The organism is Solibacillus cecembensis (genome assembly GCF_050272495.1).
Classification (GTDB): domain Bacteria; phylum Bacillota; class Bacilli; order Bacillales_A; family Planococcaceae; genus Solibacillus; species Solibacillus cecembensis.
This window is the reverse complement of sequence record NZ_JBNNMF010000025.1, coordinates 48,718-67,985: the sequence shown is the minus strand read 5'-3', so window position 1 is coordinate 67,985 and position 19,268 is coordinate 48,718. Positions and strand designations below refer to the sequence as shown.

18 protein-coding genes and 1 other RNA gene are annotated in these 19,268 nt (G+C 37.2%); 8 read left to right on the top strand and 11 right to left on the bottom strand.

The genetic code is table 11. The annotated features are described in order from the left end of the window. Positions 1–120: 120 nt before the first annotated feature. The gene (locus tag ACQKIH_RS18690; protein WP_427768220.1) at positions 121–1,797 is read right to left on the bottom strand and encodes a hypothetical protein; all 1,677 of its coding nucleotides are present in this window, start codon (positions 1,795–1,797) and stop codon (positions 121–123) included. A 275-nt stretch (positions 1,798–2,072) separates the two neighbouring features. Between ACQKIH_RS18690 and ACQKIH_RS18685 the strand changes: the two genes are divergently transcribed. The 4 genes from ACQKIH_RS18685 to ACQKIH_RS18670 all read left to right on the top strand — a co-directional run bounded on the left by ACQKIH_RS18685 (position 2,073) and on the right by ACQKIH_RS18670 (position 6,177). Further along, complete coding sequence (locus ACQKIH_RS18685) at positions 2,073–2,723, top strand: lysoplasmalogenase (RefSeq protein ID WP_427768219.1); 651 nt, start codon at positions 2,073–2,075, stop codon at positions 2,721–2,723. 37 nt (positions 2,724–2,760) lie between these two features. Further along, on the top strand, positions 2,761–3,987 hold the full coding sequence (gene pepT / locus ACQKIH_RS18680) for a peptidase T (protein ID WP_427768222.1): 1,227 nt from the start codon (positions 2,761–2,763) through the stop codon (positions 3,985–3,987). Positions 3,988–4,072: 85 nt separating this feature from the next. After that, entirely contained in the window at positions 4,073–5,041 is a 969-nt protein-coding gene (locus tag ACQKIH_RS18675) for a DMT family transporter (protein WP_427768218.1), read from the top strand. Between the two features lie 428 nt (positions 5,042–5,469). Then, positions 5,470–6,177 (top strand): hypothetical protein, encoded by a 708-nt coding sequence (locus tag ACQKIH_RS18670; protein ID WP_057988070.1) that lies wholly within the window; start codon positions 5,470–5,472, stop codon positions 6,175–6,177. 52 nt (positions 6,178–6,229) lie between these two features. On the opposite strand, the gene ACQKIH_RS18665 is transcribed toward ACQKIH_RS18670, so the two are convergent. From ACQKIH_RS18665 to ACQKIH_RS18640, 6 genes are all read right to left on the bottom strand, one after another. Next, positions 6,230–7,342, bottom strand: coding sequence for an amidohydrolase (locus ACQKIH_RS18665; RefSeq protein ID WP_057988072.1), 1,113 nt, complete (start codon positions 7,340–7,342; stop codon positions 6,230–6,232). A 157-nt stretch (positions 7,343–7,499) separates the two neighbouring features. Then, entirely contained in the window at positions 7,500–7,634 is a 135-nt protein-coding gene (locus tag ACQKIH_RS18660; RefSeq protein ID WP_269084216.1) for a hypothetical protein, read from the bottom strand. A gap of 218 nt (positions 7,635–7,852) precedes the next feature. Beyond that, positions 7,853–9,865 (bottom strand): TRAP transporter permease, encoded by a 2,013-nt coding sequence (locus ACQKIH_RS18655; RefSeq protein ID WP_427768215.1) that lies wholly within the window; start codon positions 9,863–9,865, stop codon positions 7,853–7,855. Beyond that, positions 9,849–10,364, bottom strand: coding sequence for a DUF1850 domain-containing protein (locus ACQKIH_RS18650; protein WP_427768213.1), 516 nt, complete (start codon positions 10,362–10,364; stop codon positions 9,849–9,851). Before ACQKIH_RS18650 ends, ACQKIH_RS18655 begins: the two co-directional genes overlap by 17 nt. A gap of 62 nt (positions 10,365–10,426) precedes the next feature. Continuing rightward, on the bottom strand, positions 10,427–11,449 hold the full coding sequence (locus tag ACQKIH_RS18645) for a TAXI family TRAP transporter solute-binding subunit (protein WP_427768211.1): 1,023 nt from the start codon (positions 11,447–11,449) through the stop codon (positions 10,427–10,429). Between the two features lie 306 nt (positions 11,450–11,755). Further along, positions 11,756–12,298: a superoxide dismutase family protein gene (locus ACQKIH_RS18640; RefSeq protein ID WP_427768210.1), complete on the bottom strand. Its 543-nt coding sequence runs from the start codon at positions 12,296–12,298 to the stop codon at positions 11,756–11,758. A 143-nt stretch (positions 12,299–12,441) separates the two neighbouring features. On the opposite strand from ACQKIH_RS18640, the gene ACQKIH_RS18635 reads away from it, so the two are divergent. The 4 genes from ACQKIH_RS18635 (at position 12,442) to ACQKIH_RS18620 (ending at position 15,007) form a co-directional block, all read left to right on the top strand. Next, the gene (locus tag ACQKIH_RS18635) at positions 12,442–12,624 is read left to right on the top strand and encodes a putative motility protein (protein ID WP_340782421.1); all 183 of its coding nucleotides are present in this window, start codon (positions 12,442–12,444) and stop codon (positions 12,622–12,624) included. A 482-nt stretch (positions 12,625–13,106) separates the two neighbouring features. Next, entirely contained in the window at positions 13,107–13,751 is a 645-nt protein-coding gene (locus ACQKIH_RS18630) for a YfbR-like 5'-deoxynucleotidase (protein ID WP_427768208.1), read from the top strand. Positions 13,752–13,918: 167 nt separating this feature from the next. After that, a non-coding RNA gene (ssrS, locus tag ACQKIH_RS18625) (6S RNA) lies at positions 13,919–14,108 on the top strand. 266 nt (positions 14,109–14,374) lie between these two features. After that, positions 14,375–15,007 (top strand): LysE family transporter, encoded by a 633-nt coding sequence (locus tag ACQKIH_RS18620; RefSeq protein WP_427768207.1) that lies wholly within the window; start codon positions 14,375–14,377, stop codon positions 15,005–15,007. A gap of 187 nt (positions 15,008–15,194) precedes the next feature. Here ACQKIH_RS18620 and ACQKIH_RS18615 read toward each other — a convergent pair whose 3' ends face one another. From ACQKIH_RS18615 to ACQKIH_RS18600, 4 genes are all read right to left on the bottom strand, one after another. Then, positions 15,195–16,106 (bottom strand): ABC transporter ATP-binding protein, encoded by a 912-nt coding sequence (locus tag ACQKIH_RS18615; protein ID WP_057988465.1) that lies wholly within the window; start codon positions 16,104–16,106, stop codon positions 15,195–15,197. Positions 16,107–16,118: 12 nt separating this feature from the next. Then, on the bottom strand, positions 16,119–17,330 hold the full coding sequence (locus ACQKIH_RS18610; protein WP_427768206.1) for an ABC transporter permease: 1,212 nt from the start codon (positions 17,328–17,330) through the stop codon (positions 16,119–16,121). Positions 17,331–17,341: 11 nt separating this feature from the next. Next, positions 17,342–18,457, bottom strand: a complete 1,116-nt coding sequence (locus ACQKIH_RS18605) for an ABC transporter (protein WP_427768205.1) — start codon at positions 18,455–18,457, stop codon at positions 17,342–17,344. 253 nt (positions 18,458–18,710) lie between these two features. Beyond that, the gene (locus ACQKIH_RS18600) at positions 18,711–19,013 is read right to left on the bottom strand and encodes a hypothetical protein (protein ID WP_427768204.1); all 303 of its coding nucleotides are present in this window, start codon (positions 19,011–19,013) and stop codon (positions 18,711–18,713) included. Positions 19,014–19,268: the final 255 nt, after the last annotated feature.

Here is a 19,268-nt window from a genome sequence, read left to right as displayed (position 1 = left end):
AAAAAACACCCCCTAGTTGAATTTTAGGTATCTAAACCCGAATTCAATCGAAGATGCTTTTTTTATTTGTCTATATTTTTGGGGTCAGTCCCAAAGTACGTCCCTGCCCTTTTTCATGCTTTATAACCCTTCAATAATGACCTTTTTTACGGGTTGGAACTGCTCGCCCGTTTTCGCATATGTCATAATGACGCGGTCACCCTCTTGTAAATAAATTGCAAGCGGTACAACTGCTGAACTTACGATAAAGTTTTCCCCTGAATTCATTAAGAACGAAACAAGTGTAAAGTCACCGACACGCTCTTTATACACACGGACAACTTCACCTGTTACGGTTGCTTCTTCTGCCTGAGACGTGCCATCTACTGTACTACCACCACTATTTAAGGCTGTTTTATATAGCTTTAATGCCTCATTTGGTGTAGAAGCAAAGGCTGAAATTTCAGGATTCGATGCGGAAACAATGAAATAGTTTTGTAGGAAGCCATTTGCATCAAGCACACCTGTTAACCAGCTTGCCTCGCCGTAGAAGTTATAAAGAATCGGCATTTTACCTTCCCATTTCTTCTCTATAAATTCCTTTTCAATAATTTGCAGTGCCCCTTGAGAATCCATGTATGATTCATCTAAATTGCCTGTATAATATGTTGCTGCGCCTGTACGAGCATTCGTCAACGAATAACCAAGCATTGAGTCAACACCTTCTTTTGGACTTGTGAAATCCGTGAAGTAATACATTTCTCCATCTTCCATGAAAATCGGGCTTACATTTGCTTCCGTTCCTTCATCACTCGGTAGTTTCACATCTTTCTTTCCGACAACACTGTTCCAATAACCATGTACATAGTTACCGTAATAGCTATTTTGTAAGCTCACTGTTTCTGGAGAAATCGCCCCATCGATATAGTCCGGTACATCTTTTAGCGCAAGCTTATCTGTCTGCCCCGTTTTTGCATCCACTATAACGATCCCTTTTACATCAAAACCGTTACGTGCGGAAATAAATTCACCATACGAACGAATATAAAATGGCTTCCCGTCCTCATCAATTTCTAATTGCGGTTGCCCATAAAAAATGAGTGTAGGAAATTGTAAACGCATATGGCGCTCTAAATTTTTATTCAAATAAGACGATGGAATATAGCTCATTTCCGATTTAATAAATTTCGGATTATCGCTTGAATCTGTCGCGCTCATCGTAAAGTAACCTGGTGTAGATTTCCCATTAAACCATTTGAAAATGTCCGAAAACTCAACTGGTGCAATATACACATACTCACCATTTACTTTTTGAATTTGCAGACGACCTAATTCATAATAACTCGTATTTGGCACTTGCCCGAAAGCCTTTTTCATTTTATTTTTCACAAACTGTGGCGGTACACTTGCAGGTGTTTTCGTTTCATCAAATGCCTTGATTTCTATCTTTTCCTCCATTTGTGAGGACTTAAATTTTTGTTCGGCATTCAATAATGGCGCACTAATCAAATAAGCGACCCCTAAAATCCCCACTAGTATAATAGCTGATTTTATTTTTTGCTCTAGTCCTACCGATAAAATCGCTCCGACTAACGCAGCTACAGGCAGCACATATAGGAATGCTGTCCAATTCAAATCCATTTTAGATACATAAACCGCCGTAAATACTAAAGTAAAACTACTAACAAAAATGACGATACATGTTGCGATTAAATTCTTAGTCGATAATTTCCCACTTTTAACTTTCCGAGAAATTGGTATGATTAATAGTGTCATAATAAACGAACCTATTAAAGTAATTAATAAAAGTTGTCCCATGGTGACCATCCTTTCTTTGTATTATTTACGAATAACTCACTGGAAAGATTCATAATTTTATCAATTACGCCTCGGCGAAATTGCGTCCAGATTTTTTTCGAACCCGTTCGAAAAATTCCTCTTCAAAATCTGTGACATCCGCCTGGGGCAATAACTTGATTCAGCTAGGGTCTGAACCCCATCTGAATCAAGGGTTCACTTGGCATTCAACCACTACTTAATTGAAGCGGAAGAACGTTGAAGCAAGTTAAAAATATGTTTTAGGAGGAATATTTATGGCGCGAAAGGTACTTATTTCATTATTTTTAGTGTTCGGCATTTTTTATGTGTTTTTCATTAACTCCATTGATTCATCATTAATTATGGTATTTAAATTAATTCCAATGCTATTACTAATTACACTGGCATTTACAACGAAACTCCCGAACAAATTGCCGTATCAATGGCTTGTTTCAATCGGGCTCATCTTTTGCGCGATCGGTGATTATACGCTGCAATGGTTCATCGTCGGACTATGCTTCTTTTTAATCGGGCATATTTTTTACATTTTCGCATTTCGCACAACAAGCGTAGCCAAAACACCGCTTATCGTAAAAATATCACTCGGCGTATACTGCCTATTTATGGTTGTATGGATTGCGGGCTCTATTTTTAAAGAAGGTGACACTATTTTAGCCATTGCCGTTATTGCTTATATGTCGATTATTTTAACAATGGGTTGGACCTCATTCCGTACAGGCAGCCCATTTGCGATAACAGGCGCTTTATTATTCATTATATCCGATTCGATTTTGGCAATGGACCGCTTTATGTTTGAAGTTGCCTATTCACATCAGCTCATTATGTTTACGTATTATGGTGCACAATTTTTATTCATGCTTAGCATTACTCAATACTTCAATATTCGAAATAAAGTGGTACAATAAAGTCAGTTTATTTTACTAAGGAGGCTTTTTCATGAGCATGAAAGAACAAATAATTGAGCGTTTAGTTCGCTACGTAAAAATTGATACACAATCGGATTTCAACTCAACAACAACACCCTCTACACAAAAGCAATTTGACTTATTACACATTTTAAAAGATGAGCTTGCAGACATCGGCTTAACAGACATTACATTAGACGAAAATGGCTACCTTTTCGCTACACTTGAATCTAATACAGACAAAGATGTACCAACAATCGGCTTTTTAGCACATGTTGATACAACAACGGATTACACAGGCACAAACGTAAATCCACAGCGCATTGACAACTATAATGGTGAAGCCATTACATTACAAAACGGTTTAGTAATGACACCGGAATACTTCCCGAATTTAAAAAATTATGTTGGTCAAACGTTAATTACAACAGATGGCACAACATTACTCGGTGCAGATGATAAAGCGGGTATCGCAGAAATTATGACAGCTATGGCTTTCTTAGTGAAAAACCCTGACATTAAGCATGGTAAAATTCGCGTGGCATTTACGCCAGATGAAGAAATCGGACGCGGCCCACATAAATTTGACGTGGAAAAATTCGGTGCTGATTATGCGTATACGATGGATGGCGGTCCACTAGGTGAGTTACAATACCAAAGCTTTAATGCTGCCGGTGTAAAAGTAACGACACGCGGTACAAATATCCACCCTGGTTCAGCGAAGGACAAAATGGTCAATTCGATTGGTTTGGCGATTGCCTTCCAAAATGACATGCCAAAAGATGCCGTTCCCGAAAAAACAGAAGGCTATGAAGGCTTCATTCATTTAATGCAATTTAATGGTGGCATTGAAGAAACAACAATGTCTTATATTATCCGTGACCATGACCGCGCAAAATTTGAAGAGAAAAAAGCATATATGAATGAAATCGGCAAAAAAATGCAAGCCGCATATGGTGAAGAGGCCATTACGGTTGAGATGGAAGATCAATATTACAATATGGGTGAAAAAATTGAACCTGTTATGGAAATTGTCGACATCGTAAAAGAAGCGTTTGCGAAATTTGATATTACACCAATTGTTGAACCTATCCGTGGTGGTACAGATGGTTCTCAGCTTTCATTCATGGGCTTACCAACTCCGAACATCTTTGCTGGTGGCGAAAACATGCACGGGAAATATGAATTCGTATCAGGTGAAACGATGGAAAAAGCGACAGAAGTGATTATTGAAATTGTTCAGTTGTTCGAAGCACGTAACTAAAGTTTATTTATGGAGTGAATCCTTTCGCTCCATTTTTTTACCGATATTTATATCTGAAAATTCAAACTAAACGAGGAGGTGCGTTATGAAAGAGATTTTCATCGGTATTATTGCCGCTCTATTCTTTGCGGTTACCTTTGTATTAAATCATTCAATGGAACTTGAAGGCGGAAGTTGGCTATGGAGCTCTTCCTTACGCTATTTCTTTATGCTTCCTTTTTTAATTGCTATTGTCGCGATACGTGGAAAAAATGGTTTTCGCGTTTTATCTAATGAAGTGAAAGCAAAACCAGGTGCTTGGTTGATTTGGAGTTTTGTTGGTTTTGTCTTTTTCTATGCCCCACTTACATTTGCTGCGGCATTCGGTCCAGGCTGGCTTGTTTCCGGGACGTGGCAATTTACGATTGTTGCTGGGGTTTTATTAGCGCCATTATTTGTGACATTCATTGCTGGAAAGCCTATTCGTTCTAAAATTCCAGTCATTTCATTAGGGATTTCCTGCATTATCTTAATCGGGATTTTGCTTATTCAAATCCCACAAGCTAAAGTCGTTTCTACAGAAGTTTTGTTACTTGGAATTTTACCGGTGATTGTCGCCGCTTTTGCATATCCATTAGGCAATCGAAAAATGATGGCGATTTGCGATGGGCGCATTGATACTTTTCAACGTGTACTCGGCATGACAATCGCATCGCTACCTGCTTGGATTATCCTTGCAATTTATGCACTATTTACGGTGGGGTTACCTTCAGGAAGCCAAGTACTGCAATCCCTACTAGTGGCTGTATCTTCTGGTGTTATCGCGACCATTTTATTTTTCATCGCCACAGACCGTGTACGACATGATCAAGGCAAACTTGCAGCAGTAGAAGCAACACAATCGACAGAAGTGTTATTCGCAATGGCTGGTGAAATGGTTTTATTAAGCGTTCCACTACCCGCGCCTCTCGCATTAACTGGACTTGGTGTTATTATTGGTGGCATGCTACTCCATAGCTATCACACAATGCTTGTAGGGAAGAAGCAATTGCTATTAGAGAAAAATATGACGTAATACAACTTCGATCCGTGGAAGCCTTATGTTCCACGGAGTTTTTGTCACCTCTAAAAAAATACCTGTATCCGCAATTGGACACAGGTATAACAGGGCCTTTCATATCGAAAGAAAAAGGGCGATATAATCACCACTTACCTAACCACGTTCTAAATGAGGGAGTTTAGAACGCAACATTGAACTAGCTAACTTTTGGAGAAAAGGTGCTGAGTCCAAACTTATTTGTACTGAATTACAAATAAACTCGCGTCACATGACAATGATAATCATTATCATATAAAATGTCAATATTTTATCAAATAATTCCAAATGTAGCAGTTGAATAAAAGTAGTTTTCTATTTATATGAAGCAAAAATGGTATAGTAAGAATAACGAAAAGTGAGCCATTCACTATTACCAAATAATAATTAAAGAAAAGGTGAGATCTATGCCTGCACTTTCCTATGATCAAATGCGTCAACTCAATTCATATAGTATTTATACAGAAGAACCTTCGCGCCCACTTTTTACTTTGGCAAACCTACATAAAGATTTTTATTTAACCGATTTTCGAAACTTAATGATGGGTGTGACAAATGCTGCAACAGAGGCTGCTGCCATTTCTCATTTTGGGCGCCGCTATGGCATGTTTGTTGCTATGCAATTTTATATGCTGACGACCTATGATGAAATTTGGGATGGAAAACCTGAGGATCTGCGCTTTGCTATTGTAAATGAATTTGGAATCCATACACTAGCTATGTATATTAATCCGAATGATTTTCGCTATGTAGAGGATGACGAACGCGAACAAGTGATGGCCGATATTTTATATAAAGCGTCTGTCATCATCCAGCAACTACGAAAAACAACATCGATTTCCCCACTTGTTTTATGGGAAAATATTTTCGGTTTTATGCTTTGGCACTACCATACATTACTTGAAAATCCGGCACTTTCTGACCGTGCATTCGAAGACTTAGAAATGCTAGAAGACAAAAATATATGGCGCTATTTCTCTGACAAATCGCTGTTTCTGAACTATACAGGCGGAAAAAATCCCTCTCAACTCATCCATGTACCGGTCAGAAAAAGCTGCTGCTTCTCTAAGGATATCCCTGGTTTATTAGCTTGTGGCTTTTGTCGACTAAAATGAATGGAAACAAAAATGGTCCTCGCTCAATGTAAAAGCGAGGACCATTTTTTCATTAACTCATTGCCATGTTTTTCAAAGTTGTTGTTAACACTTTGGCTCCATCCAGTAGACCTTCGTGATCAAATGTCATATGTGGATGATGAAGCCCCGGCGCTAAGTTTGCACCGACACCAATCATTGTCGCCTTCAACTGTGGTTGCTTTATCGTATAAAAGTGAAAATCATCACTACCTGGTGTTGTAACGGCTGGCGCTAAATGCTCCCTGCCTAACGCTTCTATAATTGAGATTTCTGCTTCTTTAGCCGCTTCTTTAGAAACCTTAGCCCCTGGTGTTACATCCAACCACTGCCAATTGACATCAATCGCAAACATTTCTGAAATTTGCTTTAAGCCCTTTGCCACGTAGGCTTGAATTTGCTCAAGTACTTCATTTTTCTGGGCACGTACATCAATTGAAAAGCTTGCATTTCCAGGGATAATATTAATACTACCGCCATCTGCCACGATTTTTGTCATTTTTGCAGAATACACTTCAAATGGATCAATATATAAATTTTTTAACATTTGCTGAATCGCTACTGCAACATCAATAGCATTATTCCCTTGATGAGGGCGTGCACCATGCGCATCAATTCCTGAAATTGTCCCACTCAAAAATGCTGCTGCTCCATGATAAATTGCTGGAGAAACTTTGCCAAGTGGTAATTCTTCCACTGGACGTAAATGAACACCAAATAAATGCGTGACATCCTTTAACACACCGCGGTCAATCATTGCGAGTGCACCACCACCCGATTCCTCAGCTGGTTGGAAAATAAAACGAATGCGCTTTTTTAATTTTTTATCCTTTAACTCTAAAAGCGCTCCAAGTACCATTGAAATATTTGCATCGTGCCCACAAGAATGATTCGCCTTCATGACGCCATCAACTTCCTGCCATAACGCATCAATATCTGCACGAACCGCAATGACTTCCTCACCTTCACCAATCTCGGCAATTAATCCTGTTACGTCTTCAAAACGTGTATACTGAATGTGCAAGTCATCTAAAATGGTTGCTAATTTTTCTGTTGTATTATGTTCCTGCCAACTCACTTCTGGATGAGTGTGGAAATAATGGAACCATTCAAATATCATTTCCTCCGTTTTTCTAACATCAATCATGAAAAGCACCTCTAATATCATGTAATACTTCTATTATACAGTACGATTAGAAAATTATTAATAATAGGTGCCTAGCTAATTAGGAAAATACTCGCAGTTCCTTATCCACAAAAAAAGAACTACCCAATGCACATTCGCAAATAGATAGTTCTACCCGTTACAAACTTGAGAAAAAACCTGCTGGATACTGTTCATATTGCTCAACTACCTGTGTTACGGTCTGCTCTACAACTTCCGTGTCATGTTCTTCATCCAATAAATAAGTTGCTAAAATAGATTTTAAATTAACCATCCTTTTCACCACTCCTAATTAACTGAATTTTGTGTAAATTGATTATCACATACTTCCCTACCTATTCGCAACTAATAAATACGATTTATGCATAATAAGTATATAACCTATCTCAAAATGAGATCAATCGCATTGGACCTTATGAATTTAATTGTCTACTCAAAAAAAGTCGACTCTCGGAATAAACCGAAAATCGACTTTTAGATGCCACTTACATTTTAAGAAACGACCGTTTTTGGCTCATTTCCTTTGTTTTTTGAGAAGATTTGTAATGCCCACATTGCGATGAATACAATTAGACCAATCGTGTCTGATAATGATTCTGGATAAATCATTGCTAATCCTGCAGCCATGACAACTACTCGCTCCACAATCATTAACTTTCGGTACCAGAATCCGATAACCCCTGCACCGATTGCAATCATACCCATTATCGCTGTAAATACTACCCAAATAATTTCTAATACCGTTACGTCAATCATCAATAACGCTGGCGAGAATACGATCATATATGGAATAATAAATGCCGCAATCGCTAGCTTAGCAGAGTTCACACCGGTTTTGATTGGATCTCCACCTGATATTCCAGAAGCTGCAAAGGCGGCAAGTGCAACAGGCGGTGTAATATCTGCAATAATCCCAAAGTAAAATACGAAGAAATGAGCAGATAATAATACAACGATTGGCACAGCACTTTGCGGTACATCCGGTGCTAATAATGCAACAATCGCAGGTGCTGCAATCGTCGATGTAATAACATAGTTCGCTGTTGTTGGTGCACCCATCCCTAAAATAAGTGACGCAATCATTACGAAGAATAACGTTAATAAAATACTTCCTCCAGCTAATTTAACTAAGCTATTTGCAAGCGATAATCCAAGACCAGTTTTCACAACTACCCCAACAATAATCCCGGCACATGCAGTCGCTGCAACAACACCTAATGCTGTTTTTGCCCCATCTACTAATGCATCTAAAATATCCGCAAAACCTAGACGAGTCTCTTTGTTAAACATTCCTACTAAAATACTAGCTAAAATACCATATAAAGCGGCATGCATTACCGGTACGCCAACTAACATTAATACAATAATTAGCATGATTGGTACTAATAAATAAATTTTCATTAATACTTCTTTACGGTTTGGTAATTCTTCATCTGATAATCCACGTAATCCTAAACGTTTCGCTTCAAAATGCGTCATAATCCAAATTCCTGTAAAGTAAAGCAATGCAGGAATTGCTGCTGCTTTCGCAATATCCCAATACGTAATCCCACGACCAATAAATTCGACCATTAAGAACGCTGCGGCACCCATAATTGGTGGCATTAATTGACCACCTGTCGAGGCAGCGGCTTCAACTGCACCAGCAAATTCCTTTTTGTAGCCAAGCTTTTTCATCATCGGAATCGTATAAGATCCTGAAGTTACAACGTTTGCAACGGAACTCCCTGAAATTGTCCCTTGTAATGCAGATGAGAAAATCGCTACTTTAGCAGGGCCACCGATTAATTTCCCTGCAAATGCTACGGCTAAATCATTAAAATATTGCCCTACACCTGTTTTCACTAAGAAAGCACCGAATAATAAGAACACGAAAATAAATGTAGCGGATACACTAATTGGCGTTCCTAAAATACCATCTGTTGAGTAAAACATTAAATTAACAATGCTTTCTACACTTTGACCACGATGTGCCATGAAGTCTGGCATTTGCGGACCGAAATAAGCATAAAGCAGGAATAAGCCTGCAATAATCGTAATCGGTAACCCTACCGCACGTCTTGCCGCTTCTAAAACTAAAATCGTCGCAATAAGCCCGATGTAAAAGTCCATTGTTTCCATTCTTCCTAAACTTTGCACAAGACGCTCATAGTTAATAACCCAATATGAACCAACTACAATTGATATAAGTGCTAAAATATAATCATAAAATGGAATTGTATCTTTTTTCGTTTTACGAACTGCTGGAAATAGTAAAAAGATAAATGTTAAACCGAACCCTAAATGGACTGTTCGTTGAATTTGTGCTGGGAATACTCCGAAAATAGCAGTATAAACTTGGAATAAAGAGAATAGTAAAAGCCCTACATAAATGACTTTTTTCATTATGCCACTGACATTACGTGTGTTCGATTCAATATCATATTTCTCTAATAACGCTTGCTGGTCTTCAGCGGATAGTTGTTCAAATTGGTTATCATCAATTTGTTCATTCTTTGTTGTCATTCAATTTCACACCTTTCATTTTTTCATAGAATGATAGTTTCTTTACTTCAATAAAATAGGATTTCCCTTTTTTTAAATTATTTTTCAAATCATATTCCTCATCACCATAACGGAGCATTAGCTTGTGTTGAACCGCACCAATATGAAGTGTAAAATTAGGCAACTTCGCATTATCATAACGCAGTGTATACACACCATCTTCGTATGTAAGCACCTGCCCTTTTTCAGCATAACCCGGCATGCCGATTGCAACATCTGAATATTCCATCGATACTAGTTGAAATTCATTAGATGTTAAAACCCGATAACTTTCGATGACATCCGATAGGTGAATTGAATGGGTAAACACTATTTGAAAATCGTTCTCCGAATCCAGTAATACATAGTTTACGTTAGGCTGCTCATTTCTTGTTTCCGTCATAACTAGCGCTTTTTGAAACGGAATGAAACTCGCTGCACAACAAATTAAAAATATACTTATAACGAACCACTTTTTCATAAACTCTCACCATCAAAAAAGGACCCTGAAGCATTTATCGCAACAGAGCCCTTTGCTTTGTGTTACTTGTTCACTTCATCGAAATACTTTTGAGCACCTGGGTGAACTTCAATACCGATTCCATCTAAGCCTGTTTCCGCTTTGATGAATTCACCTTTTGCATGACCAATTTTATCTGTATTATCATAAATTGCTTTTGTCATCGCATAAACTAAATCTTCTGGAAGATCCTTTTTAACCGCTAACATCGCGCCTACTGATACAGCTGGAACTTCTGCTTCTAAACCATACGTACCTGATGGAATTGCATCCACTGCATAGTATGGATATTTAGCAATAAGCTCTGCCGCTTTGTCTGCTTCAACTGGCACAATGTGAACGCCCTTCGTTGCATTAAGTGCTTCTACCGCACCTGTTGGGTAACCTGCAGTGATGAACGCTGCATCAATTTGACCTGATTGGATTCCGTCTGTTGATTCACCGAAATCTAAGTTTTGTGCTTTAATATCATCCATTGATAAACCATGAATTTCTAATAATTGCTCAGCGTTTGCATAAGTTCCTGAACCAGGAGCACCTACTGAAACTTTTTTACCTTTTAAATCTGCAAATGTTTTAATACCTGAATCAGCTAATGTTACAAGCTGAACTGTTTCTGGATATAATGCCCCTAATGCTGAAACCGAATCAATTGTTTGTCCTTCAAACATTAATGTTCCATTTGTTCCATAGAAAGCGATATCTGTTTGAACGAAAGCTACGTCACCTTCGCCATTTTGTAAAGCTGTCATATTTGCCGCAGAAGCTTGAGAAACCTCAGCAGTTGTTTTTACACCTGTATCAGAAGTGATTAAGTCCGCGAAAGTACCACCTAATGGGTAGTATGTACCTTGCGTACCACCTGTTAAAATACTTAAATATTTTACATCGCCAAAATCCGCTTGGGCTGTTGTATCTGTATCAGCAGTTGAATCAGCAGGTTTCTCTGTATCTTTACCTGAATCTTCATCACTACCGCAAGCTGCTAACACTAATAGTAAAGCGCTTACCATAGTTAGAAATAATAGTTTATTCTTTTTAAACATGTTAAATCCCCCTCTTTTTTACAACTCTAGTCTATTTTACATGCATAATTATTTAAAAGTCAAACAATTTTAAAGATATCGTTTATATCAACAATTCGGAATAACCTCAAAAACGCACTAATAAACTAGTAAAAATCAATATTAACTAAGTGCAAAACTAAGAATATAGTAAGTTGTGGATAAAAGTGGAAACACGGCGCATAAGAAATGAATAAATTAATATTTCAGATACTCTATGCATCCTAATTAACTAATCCCTATTTTATATAGAAACAAAAAAACTGTGCCCAAAATTCGGACACAGTATCATTTAATAACACCACAAACCATTCGCGCACCTGAATTTCCTGAAGGATCTGTTTTGTAGTCATCTTCCTTTTCATGAATGATAACCGAACTACCATCCGCATCAAATAAAGAATTTGCTTCTCCCTTTTTCAATGTAAATTGAGGCGCAATAAAATTTAATTGAACTTCACCATTTTCATCAACAACTAAATTTGGCAAGTCACCTACATGTGGTCCGAGTGGATTTTCAACACCATGCTTTTTGTTCGTCGGATTATAATGAGCACCTGCGGATTCAAATGTAGGTTTCTCACATTTGCCAACTGTATGAATATGAATGCCATGTTCACCTGATTGTAAGCCATTCAATTGGGCCGACAACTCTACCCCTTTTCCCGTCTCTTGGAAAGACACCTCACCGATAAACTCGTCATTTGTATTGTACATAAGCGCTTTAGCAGTCAGTGTTTCTGGCGCACTTACTGGAACGCTTTTTGATTGAAATAAATTACAACCACCTAATAACAATACAAGTGGCACTAACATAAGTAAATATCTCATTCTTCACCTCCTCGTCAGTAGCGTCACCAGGAAAAGAGGTTTTTATTCCATTGTTAGCAATAAACTTCATAACACGAAAATCAAAGGGGTAACTCTAATTTCTCCGTTTTTTGACGATATAAATATGAAAGGAGAGGATACTTTTGGATATTAATTCTATGATGTCTGCTCAACTTGCTTCACTGCAACAAACATTACAAATGAGCATCCTAGACAAGTCAATGAACAATGGCGCTGCTGGTGTAATTGAAATGATGGAAGAGCTACCACAGCAAACAGCCGCAGCTCACCCTTACAAAGGCCAAGTAATTGACATTCAAGCTTAACTTACTTCAGCAATAAGTCCTCCACTTCTATCAGTGGGAGATGAATGCCAAATAATCACTTGGTTCTGTATGATTCACCCCTGGCTGAACCAAGTTAATGCCCCGGCGGATGTCACAGATTTTTAAGGGGAATTTTTCGAGCGAGCTCGAAAAAATCTGGACGCAATTACGCCGAGGCGTAATTGATTTTGTAAAGACGCCCATTCATTTGAGCGTCTTTTTTTAATATACTAATTACTAAAGGGCATTGTTGGTTGTAAACCGCATGTTAAACATTCGTTAAAACGCTTGAAAATGCTGGTTTTCGGGTAATATGAGTATTACAATGAAATTAACTTCTTTCAGCAGAAGGAGAGTACATCTGCTGAAAGAAGTTAATGCCCCGGCGGATGTCACAGATTTTTAAGGGGAGTTTTTCGAGCACACTCGAAAAAAAACTGGACACAATTACGCCAAGCCGTAATTGATTCAACATAAAAGGAGTGGTTTTTATAGGAATTCATGCATTTTTTACAAGCTTAAATGATTTGGAGCGCATCATCCGTTGTCCGGGACGTTTTAAATATGAAGAGCATAATGTCGCAGCCCACTCTTGGAAGGTTTCGCAATATGCCATGTTTTTTGCCACACTTGAAGAACGCGCGGGTAATACCATTGATTGGAAATCCCTATATGAAAAAACAATCAATCACGATTTTGCCGAAGTGTTCATTGGGGATATAAAAACACCAGTCAAACACGCGAGCCTTGAGTTAAAGCAAATGCTTGCACATGTGGAAGAAAAGATGATGGAAAAATTTATTTTTGAAGAAATTCCAACCGATTTACAAGAAGTCTTTTTAGCCCGTATGAAAGAAGGGAAAGACGCAACAATTGAGGGTCGTTTACTGGAATTTGCAGATAAGCTCGACCAATTTTATGAGTCCTTCGCCGAATTAAAACACGGGAACACTGATCGAGAATTTGTTTATATGTATCAGACAGCTCTCACTAAATTGCTTCAAATACCGCTTCAAGTGAGTGTACTTTATTTCAAAAATGAAATATTAGCAGACGTCATCGCGGAAAAAACGACAATCGATATTGCCCAGCTTACGAATCAAATTTTACAAAACCATAAAGATTAACACCAGAAGGCTTCCCATTTAAACGAGGAAGGCTTTTTTTAATATCGAATACCACTGAAAATCAAAACAAACGACATCAATTAATGTTTGATTTCCCCGCAAAATATTTGACTTTTTCCTTTAAACAAGCTTTGTTGCACATCTTAAAAGGTTCAGTTATTATTACATTAAGGCTACGTTGTACGTACGAATATTAAGTTTTAACCTTTATGCTTATACAGGGAGTTTTACATCGAAGTACGAATGGCGTGCCCAGGTTTTTAACTTGGGATAGACAGGAATACTTTTGCGAACACCCACTTTGAGGAGTGGTGGTTTAAAACTTTCTATAATAAACTACGGCAATGTGGCTTACCTACATAAAGCGCATACCAGTAATGGTTTATGGGCACTCTTACCTTTTATGGTGGGGGTGTTTTTTTGTTGTTAAAAATCGGAGTTGATGCAAAACTGGTATAAATTAGTAATTGAGCAACATCCCATCCCCCACTTAATAATTTCTCCTCTACAGTTGTATCCCTCATCCAATACCCAGTATTTAGGTTGATTTTTTATAAATATTCAAATATAGTAATATTTATAAGTTATTACAAGAAAATTTCACGCTTGGAAGAGGTGTTTAAATGAGTTTGTATTTTACGTATGTCCTGATTGGCCTAGCTATTGCAATGCCTGTTGGTGCCATTACTGTTGAAATGACAAAACAAGGATTGAAAAATGGGTTTATGCATGGTTGGGCTGTAGGGCTTGGCGGCATGACAATTGATGTAGCATTAATACTCGCACTCTATTTAGGAGTAGCAAAATTTTTAGCATTGTCTTACATACAAATGCCGTTATGGATTATTGGGGCCATATTTCTCTTTATGCTTGCCTATGATTCTATTAAAAACGCAGATAAAGACATTACATTAGCTGGGAAAAAAGTGAATAAATCATTTTTTTCAACATACCGTAATGGTCTTTTAGTTGCCGTTTCACCAGGAAATTTAGTTTTTTGGATTTCTGTATTTGGGGCGGTTTTAGCAGACTCCTATTCAGGAAATGGTGCCAATCAATTTTTAATTGTCGCATTAGGAATTTTATCAGGGATTTTGTTACATGATCTTGGCTTATTAACAATTGTTTCACTTTCAAGAAAAGTAATGAACCGAAAAATGATTAAATGGACTTCAATCATTGCAGGTTTTTTATTGTTTGGTTTTGGTTGTTACTTTATTTATGAATTTTACCTAGACTTAAAAGATTTAGTATAAGCTTTTTTTCATGAAACTAAATTCCAAAAGGAGTACAACAGATTAATTAGTTGTACTCCTTTTTATGTTTATAAAGCTCCATATGAAAAAAGTTATACAATGCATATTCCTTTATTTCCAAACCAATCCCCCATACTAATTATAATAGAACTGGAAATAACCGTTTTTAATATAAATTTGACGTATTTCAAATAATCTCATGATAATACATCGCATACAAATCATTCAATGTCACATTTCCGAATGTAAACTCAGGTAAATTGCATTCTACTAGAAATGCGGTTATGCTGCTTAGCGCTTCTTGATTAAGTGCACCAAGTGAAATGAGCGTCATCCCATTGATTAATGTTTGTGCTGATAACGCTGGATATCTCTGAAGAAGCGCTTGCTTTACATGCTCCGGCATATTTTTCACACGCAACGTCGTTAATATCGACTCACTAAACGTTGCAACAATTTCATCGGCATCCACCAGCTTACCTTCTTTAAACAAAAAGATACGATCTGCGTATTTTTCTAAGTTATCCAGCAAATGCGACGCTATTATAATCATTTTTCCCTCTTCTTTTTTCTTCATTAACATGTGCGAAATGACTTCCACATTGTTTGGATCAAGACCGTTCATCACTTCATCCATGAGCATAATTTCTGTATTCGAAACAATTTGCATAGCAAAACAAAGACGTTGGCGCATACCGAGTGAATAAGTACCTGTTTTTTTATTCACATAATGCCCCATATTAAGCGCTTCAATCGTTTCATCAATTAGCTTCTTATCGGACTTCCACATTGTCGCAAACATTTTTAAATGATCGCGACCACTTAAATAATTGTATAAATCACTTTGATCCGGCATCATGGACACAAATTGGTGAATTTTCACTTCTTTAGATTTACTGGAATAGCTTAGCCCATCCTTAAACATTAAACTTCCATTGTTCACCTTTAAATAATTCATCAAGACATTCATTAAAGTCGATTTCCCAGTGCCATTTGGTGCGACAAGCCCGATCATTTCACCTTGCTGAAAAGTAATACTAATATCATTCAGTACCTTTTTACCGGCAAATTCTACCGTTATATTTTGAAGTTCAATCAACCTTATTCCCCCCTATTTCACCATCTTAAAACGGCTATTTAATGCAATCACCATCATCAAAATCACTACAATAACAGTGGAAGTAAAGAGCAAAGTTATACCGAACTCAACCGTTAATTGATCTGACATATAGTAATAATTTCGGATTTTCGAAACAATTTGCCCCACTTGTATATAGGAAGTCGGATAATTTTCCACCGACCAGAAAAACCCTACCCCACGGCTAAAGTAAAAATTCTCGCCAAAAATAATGAGCATCCCGATCGCCAAATTCACCAGTTCATTACGGAAAACAACACTGCTTAGTAAGACGACTGTGATGATGACAATAAACCACATCATTAACAGTAGGAAACATTGTGTAAAAAACATACCGAGGCTCATCACATCCAGTAGCCCTTCTTGCATCCAATTTACGTTTGCCGTATAGTACGGTACCGGTATTCCAAAATGACCAAAACCACTTTGCAACCCAATAATGACAATCCCTATCAAAATAGGGATGAACAATACAATTCCCCCTAATAATGCAACAAAACCTTTCACAAAAAGTTTTTTCCAGTCTGCAATAGGAAAGCCTCTTAAAATTGTTGGATTACGTCTGTCCTTCGTTACAATGTCTATGGCTAGCAAGAGCGCACATCCGATTAAAATAACTGGTAGCGGACCATTTAATAACCTTTCCAACGTTTGCAATGCTGTCCTTTGCTCAAACAAGGCAATCGATAAATCATAATCTGCTTTCGCAAACATTTCGTAGCGCTTTGCATTTTCAAAGTATGCATAAAACGCATTGTCTTCTGCATATTGGCTACCATATGTATAGTAACGTGGGTTGTAAAAGAACGACCCATTTTGATAGGTAAAGCTATTTGTAATGTCATACCACTCACTCGTTGCCTCAGCATAAGCACTCAAATCTCCTCGGTCCAACGCATCCAGTCGCTTTTGATCATACGGATTAATATAGTTAAAAATATCTATCGCCATAAATACAGAGGGATGCGAACCCGTTAAATCTTTCATCGCCATATCCTGAAGAAATGTCGCTCTCGTTAAATAGCGTGCTTCAATCTCATCCACATCTACCTTTTCGATTGGATCATAGGCTGGTGCAACTCTTAATGAATAAAAAATAACGGCAAATAACAGTAAACAGTAAATCGCTACATTTTTCTTATTTGTAAAAAACTGCACCCATTCAAACTTAAAATACCCCCACATTTGCAGCCCCCCTATGCCCTTGTGATTTTTCCTGTTGAAAAGAATGTCTTAATAATAAACAGCATAATGCCAATACTAATGCTAATTACGAGCACCCCTACATTCATCGTAATATCAACGGGAACTGTGAGCTCAAGCGGAACACCACGCAGCACTTGATTAAAATTCATAAAGTGGAATGGATTATACGGTATGAATTGAATAAGCGCCGGAAACATTGTCGGTAAGGAAAATAAAATGACATGAACAAATAACGTTAAATACATATTTTTTAATAATACATTCAATATTATTGAAAATAACATAACGAAAATTGAAATAAGTAACATATAGAAAATCCCTATACCTATATATTGAAGGGTCGTATAAAGTGCGGGTTCTCCATTATAAATAGCGACTGGATAGCGCGCATCCCCTTTTCCATTTCGCAATAGAGGTAGTGCACAAATAAATATGACCACGATAAATGACAAAATATACAAAAAGGCCGTAATGCATTTCGTGAATATATACTGATCAAAACGAATCGGAAAGCCTTTTATTAAACTTGAATGTTCAAAGTCATCCAACAAAATAGAGCTCGTATAAAAGCTGACAAACACATACCACCAAGCCCCAATCAAACTAAAGAAGTATAATAAGAACGGGAAGTAGTGTAGCGGCTCTTGAATGCCTCTACTGCCATCTTCCACTAAAAACGTATAATATAGTTGGTTCATCGTATTTTTTATACGAGACGGATATAAATCCGCTACTTTCTCATACTCTTCTAGATCAAATGCTTTTTCACGCAAATCAGCAATTCGCAAAGATGTTTCAAAATATAGCGGTGGTTGTTCAAATTTTAACGTAGCAATTTGCAAGGCGACCGCACTTTTTTGTTGATTTAAGTTTTTATACAAATCGCTCCCGTCACCATTTTCAGAAGCATCGACAACTTGGAATTTGGAAAGCGCTGCCTGAGCAGAATAAAAATCTGCCCTTTTTTCGACAACACCATCCCCAATTGCTTGAGACTTTATGTAAAACATACAACCAAAAACGATACACATGACAATTAGTATGGAGAACATATTTTTTCGGTTCGTTAGCTCAATCATGAGTCCTATTTTAAATGCGCGAATCATTTCCTTCCCCCTTGATTTCTAGCTTGTTTTATTAGTACCTCACCTTAAATTGAAAATTTGTAAGAATATTCGTAAATTTATTATACATTAATTTCCTGCTGATTAGAGATACAAAAAAAACACCTCCAAAAAGGTACAAGAAAATGTACACAATTTTAGAGATGTTTTATATAGGTAGAATAATAGATTTCATTCGATTTCAAGATAATTTATATGCCTCAGCTTATGAGCCAGCTCAATAGAATGAGTATAATCAATTACGACTCGGCGTAATTGCGTCTAGATTTTGAATTGATTTCGGCATTTTCTTCAAATTCACATTACTTGGAATTCCGCCCATATTCTTTTGATAATGTTCACCTACATCGTTAAATGGCTTTTTTCGTTCACAACTAAAGCACACCCCTCCATTATTCTCCAACTTGTACGATTCAGTATTTGAATTGGTTTCGATTAATAATTGCATTCTATTTTTTAAATTTTTTTCAAAATTCGAAAGCGCGACCAATGCTGTATTCTTCATATTTAAAGCGTTTTCAGTATTTCCACCTTGCATTTCACTCGATATAAAACACTTCCAAAAACATTCAGAATATTGTATCATTAGAAAAAGGAGATGATGTAGATGACAAACTACACTTATATCGATCCAGATGAAAATGATTTATCTTATTTATTCGAAGATGATCAAGATTTTTACGATTTAGACAGTTTTGACGATAACGATATTTAATTAGGGAGCTTACAATTTCATGGAATCCATAAAACAATAAAGGATGTGGCTAACGTTTTAATTTACGCGCCCCATCCT

Bases quoted from the DNA above. Each gene is read 5' to 3' on its own strand.
- ACQKIH_RS18645 (WP_427768211.1), bottom strand. From the start codon at position 11,449: ATGTTTAAAAAGAATAAACTATTATTTCTAACTATGGTAAGCGCTTTA.
- ACQKIH_RS18610 (WP_427768206.1), bottom strand. From the start codon at position 17,330: ATGTGGGGGTATTTTAAGTTTGAATGGGTGCAGTTTTTTACAAATAAG.
- ACQKIH_RS18660 (WP_269084216.1), bottom strand. From the start codon at position 7,634: ATGGTTAATTTAAAATCTATTTTAGCAACTTATTTATTGGATGAAGAA.
- ACQKIH_RS18655 (WP_427768215.1), bottom strand. From the start codon at position 9,865: ATGACAACAAAGAATGAACAAATTGATGATAACCAATTTGAACAACTA.
- ACQKIH_RS18600 (WP_427768204.1), bottom strand. From the start codon at position 19,013: ATGCAAGGTGGAAATACTGAAAACGCTTTAAATATGAAGAATACAGCA.
- ACQKIH_RS18665 (WP_057988072.1), bottom strand. From the start codon at position 7,342: ATGATTGATGTTAGAAAAACGGAGGAAATGATATTTGAATGGTTCCAT.
- ACQKIH_RS18640 (WP_427768210.1), bottom strand. From the start codon at position 12,298: ATGAGATATTTACTTATGTTAGTGCCACTTGTATTGTTATTAGGTGGT.
- ACQKIH_RS18605 (WP_427768205.1), bottom strand. From the start codon at position 18,457: ATGATTCGCGCATTTAAAATAGGACTCATGATTGAGCTAACGAACCGA.
- ACQKIH_RS18620 (WP_427768207.1), top strand. From the start codon at position 14,375: ATGAGTTTGTATTTTACGTATGTCCTGATTGGCCTAGCTATTGCAATG.
- ACQKIH_RS18650 (WP_427768213.1), bottom strand. From the start codon at position 10,364: ATGAAAAAGTGGTTCGTTATAAGTATATTTTTAATTTGTTGTGCAGCG.
- ACQKIH_RS18690 (WP_427768220.1), bottom strand. From the start codon at position 1,797: ATGGGACAACTTTTATTAATTACTTTAATAGGTTCGTTTATTATGACA.
- ACQKIH_RS18670 (WP_057988070.1), top strand. From the start codon at position 5,470: ATGCCTGCACTTTCCTATGATCAAATGCGTCAACTCAATTCATATAGT.
- ACQKIH_RS18685 (WP_427768219.1), top strand. From the start codon at position 2,073: ATGGCGCGAAAGGTACTTATTTCATTATTTTTAGTGTTCGGCATTTTT.
- pepT (WP_427768222.1), top strand. From the start codon at position 2,761: ATGAAAGAACAAATAATTGAGCGTTTAGTTCGCTACGTAAAAATTGAT.
- ACQKIH_RS18675 (WP_427768218.1), top strand. From the start codon at position 4,073: ATGAAAGAGATTTTCATCGGTATTATTGCCGCTCTATTCTTTGCGGTT.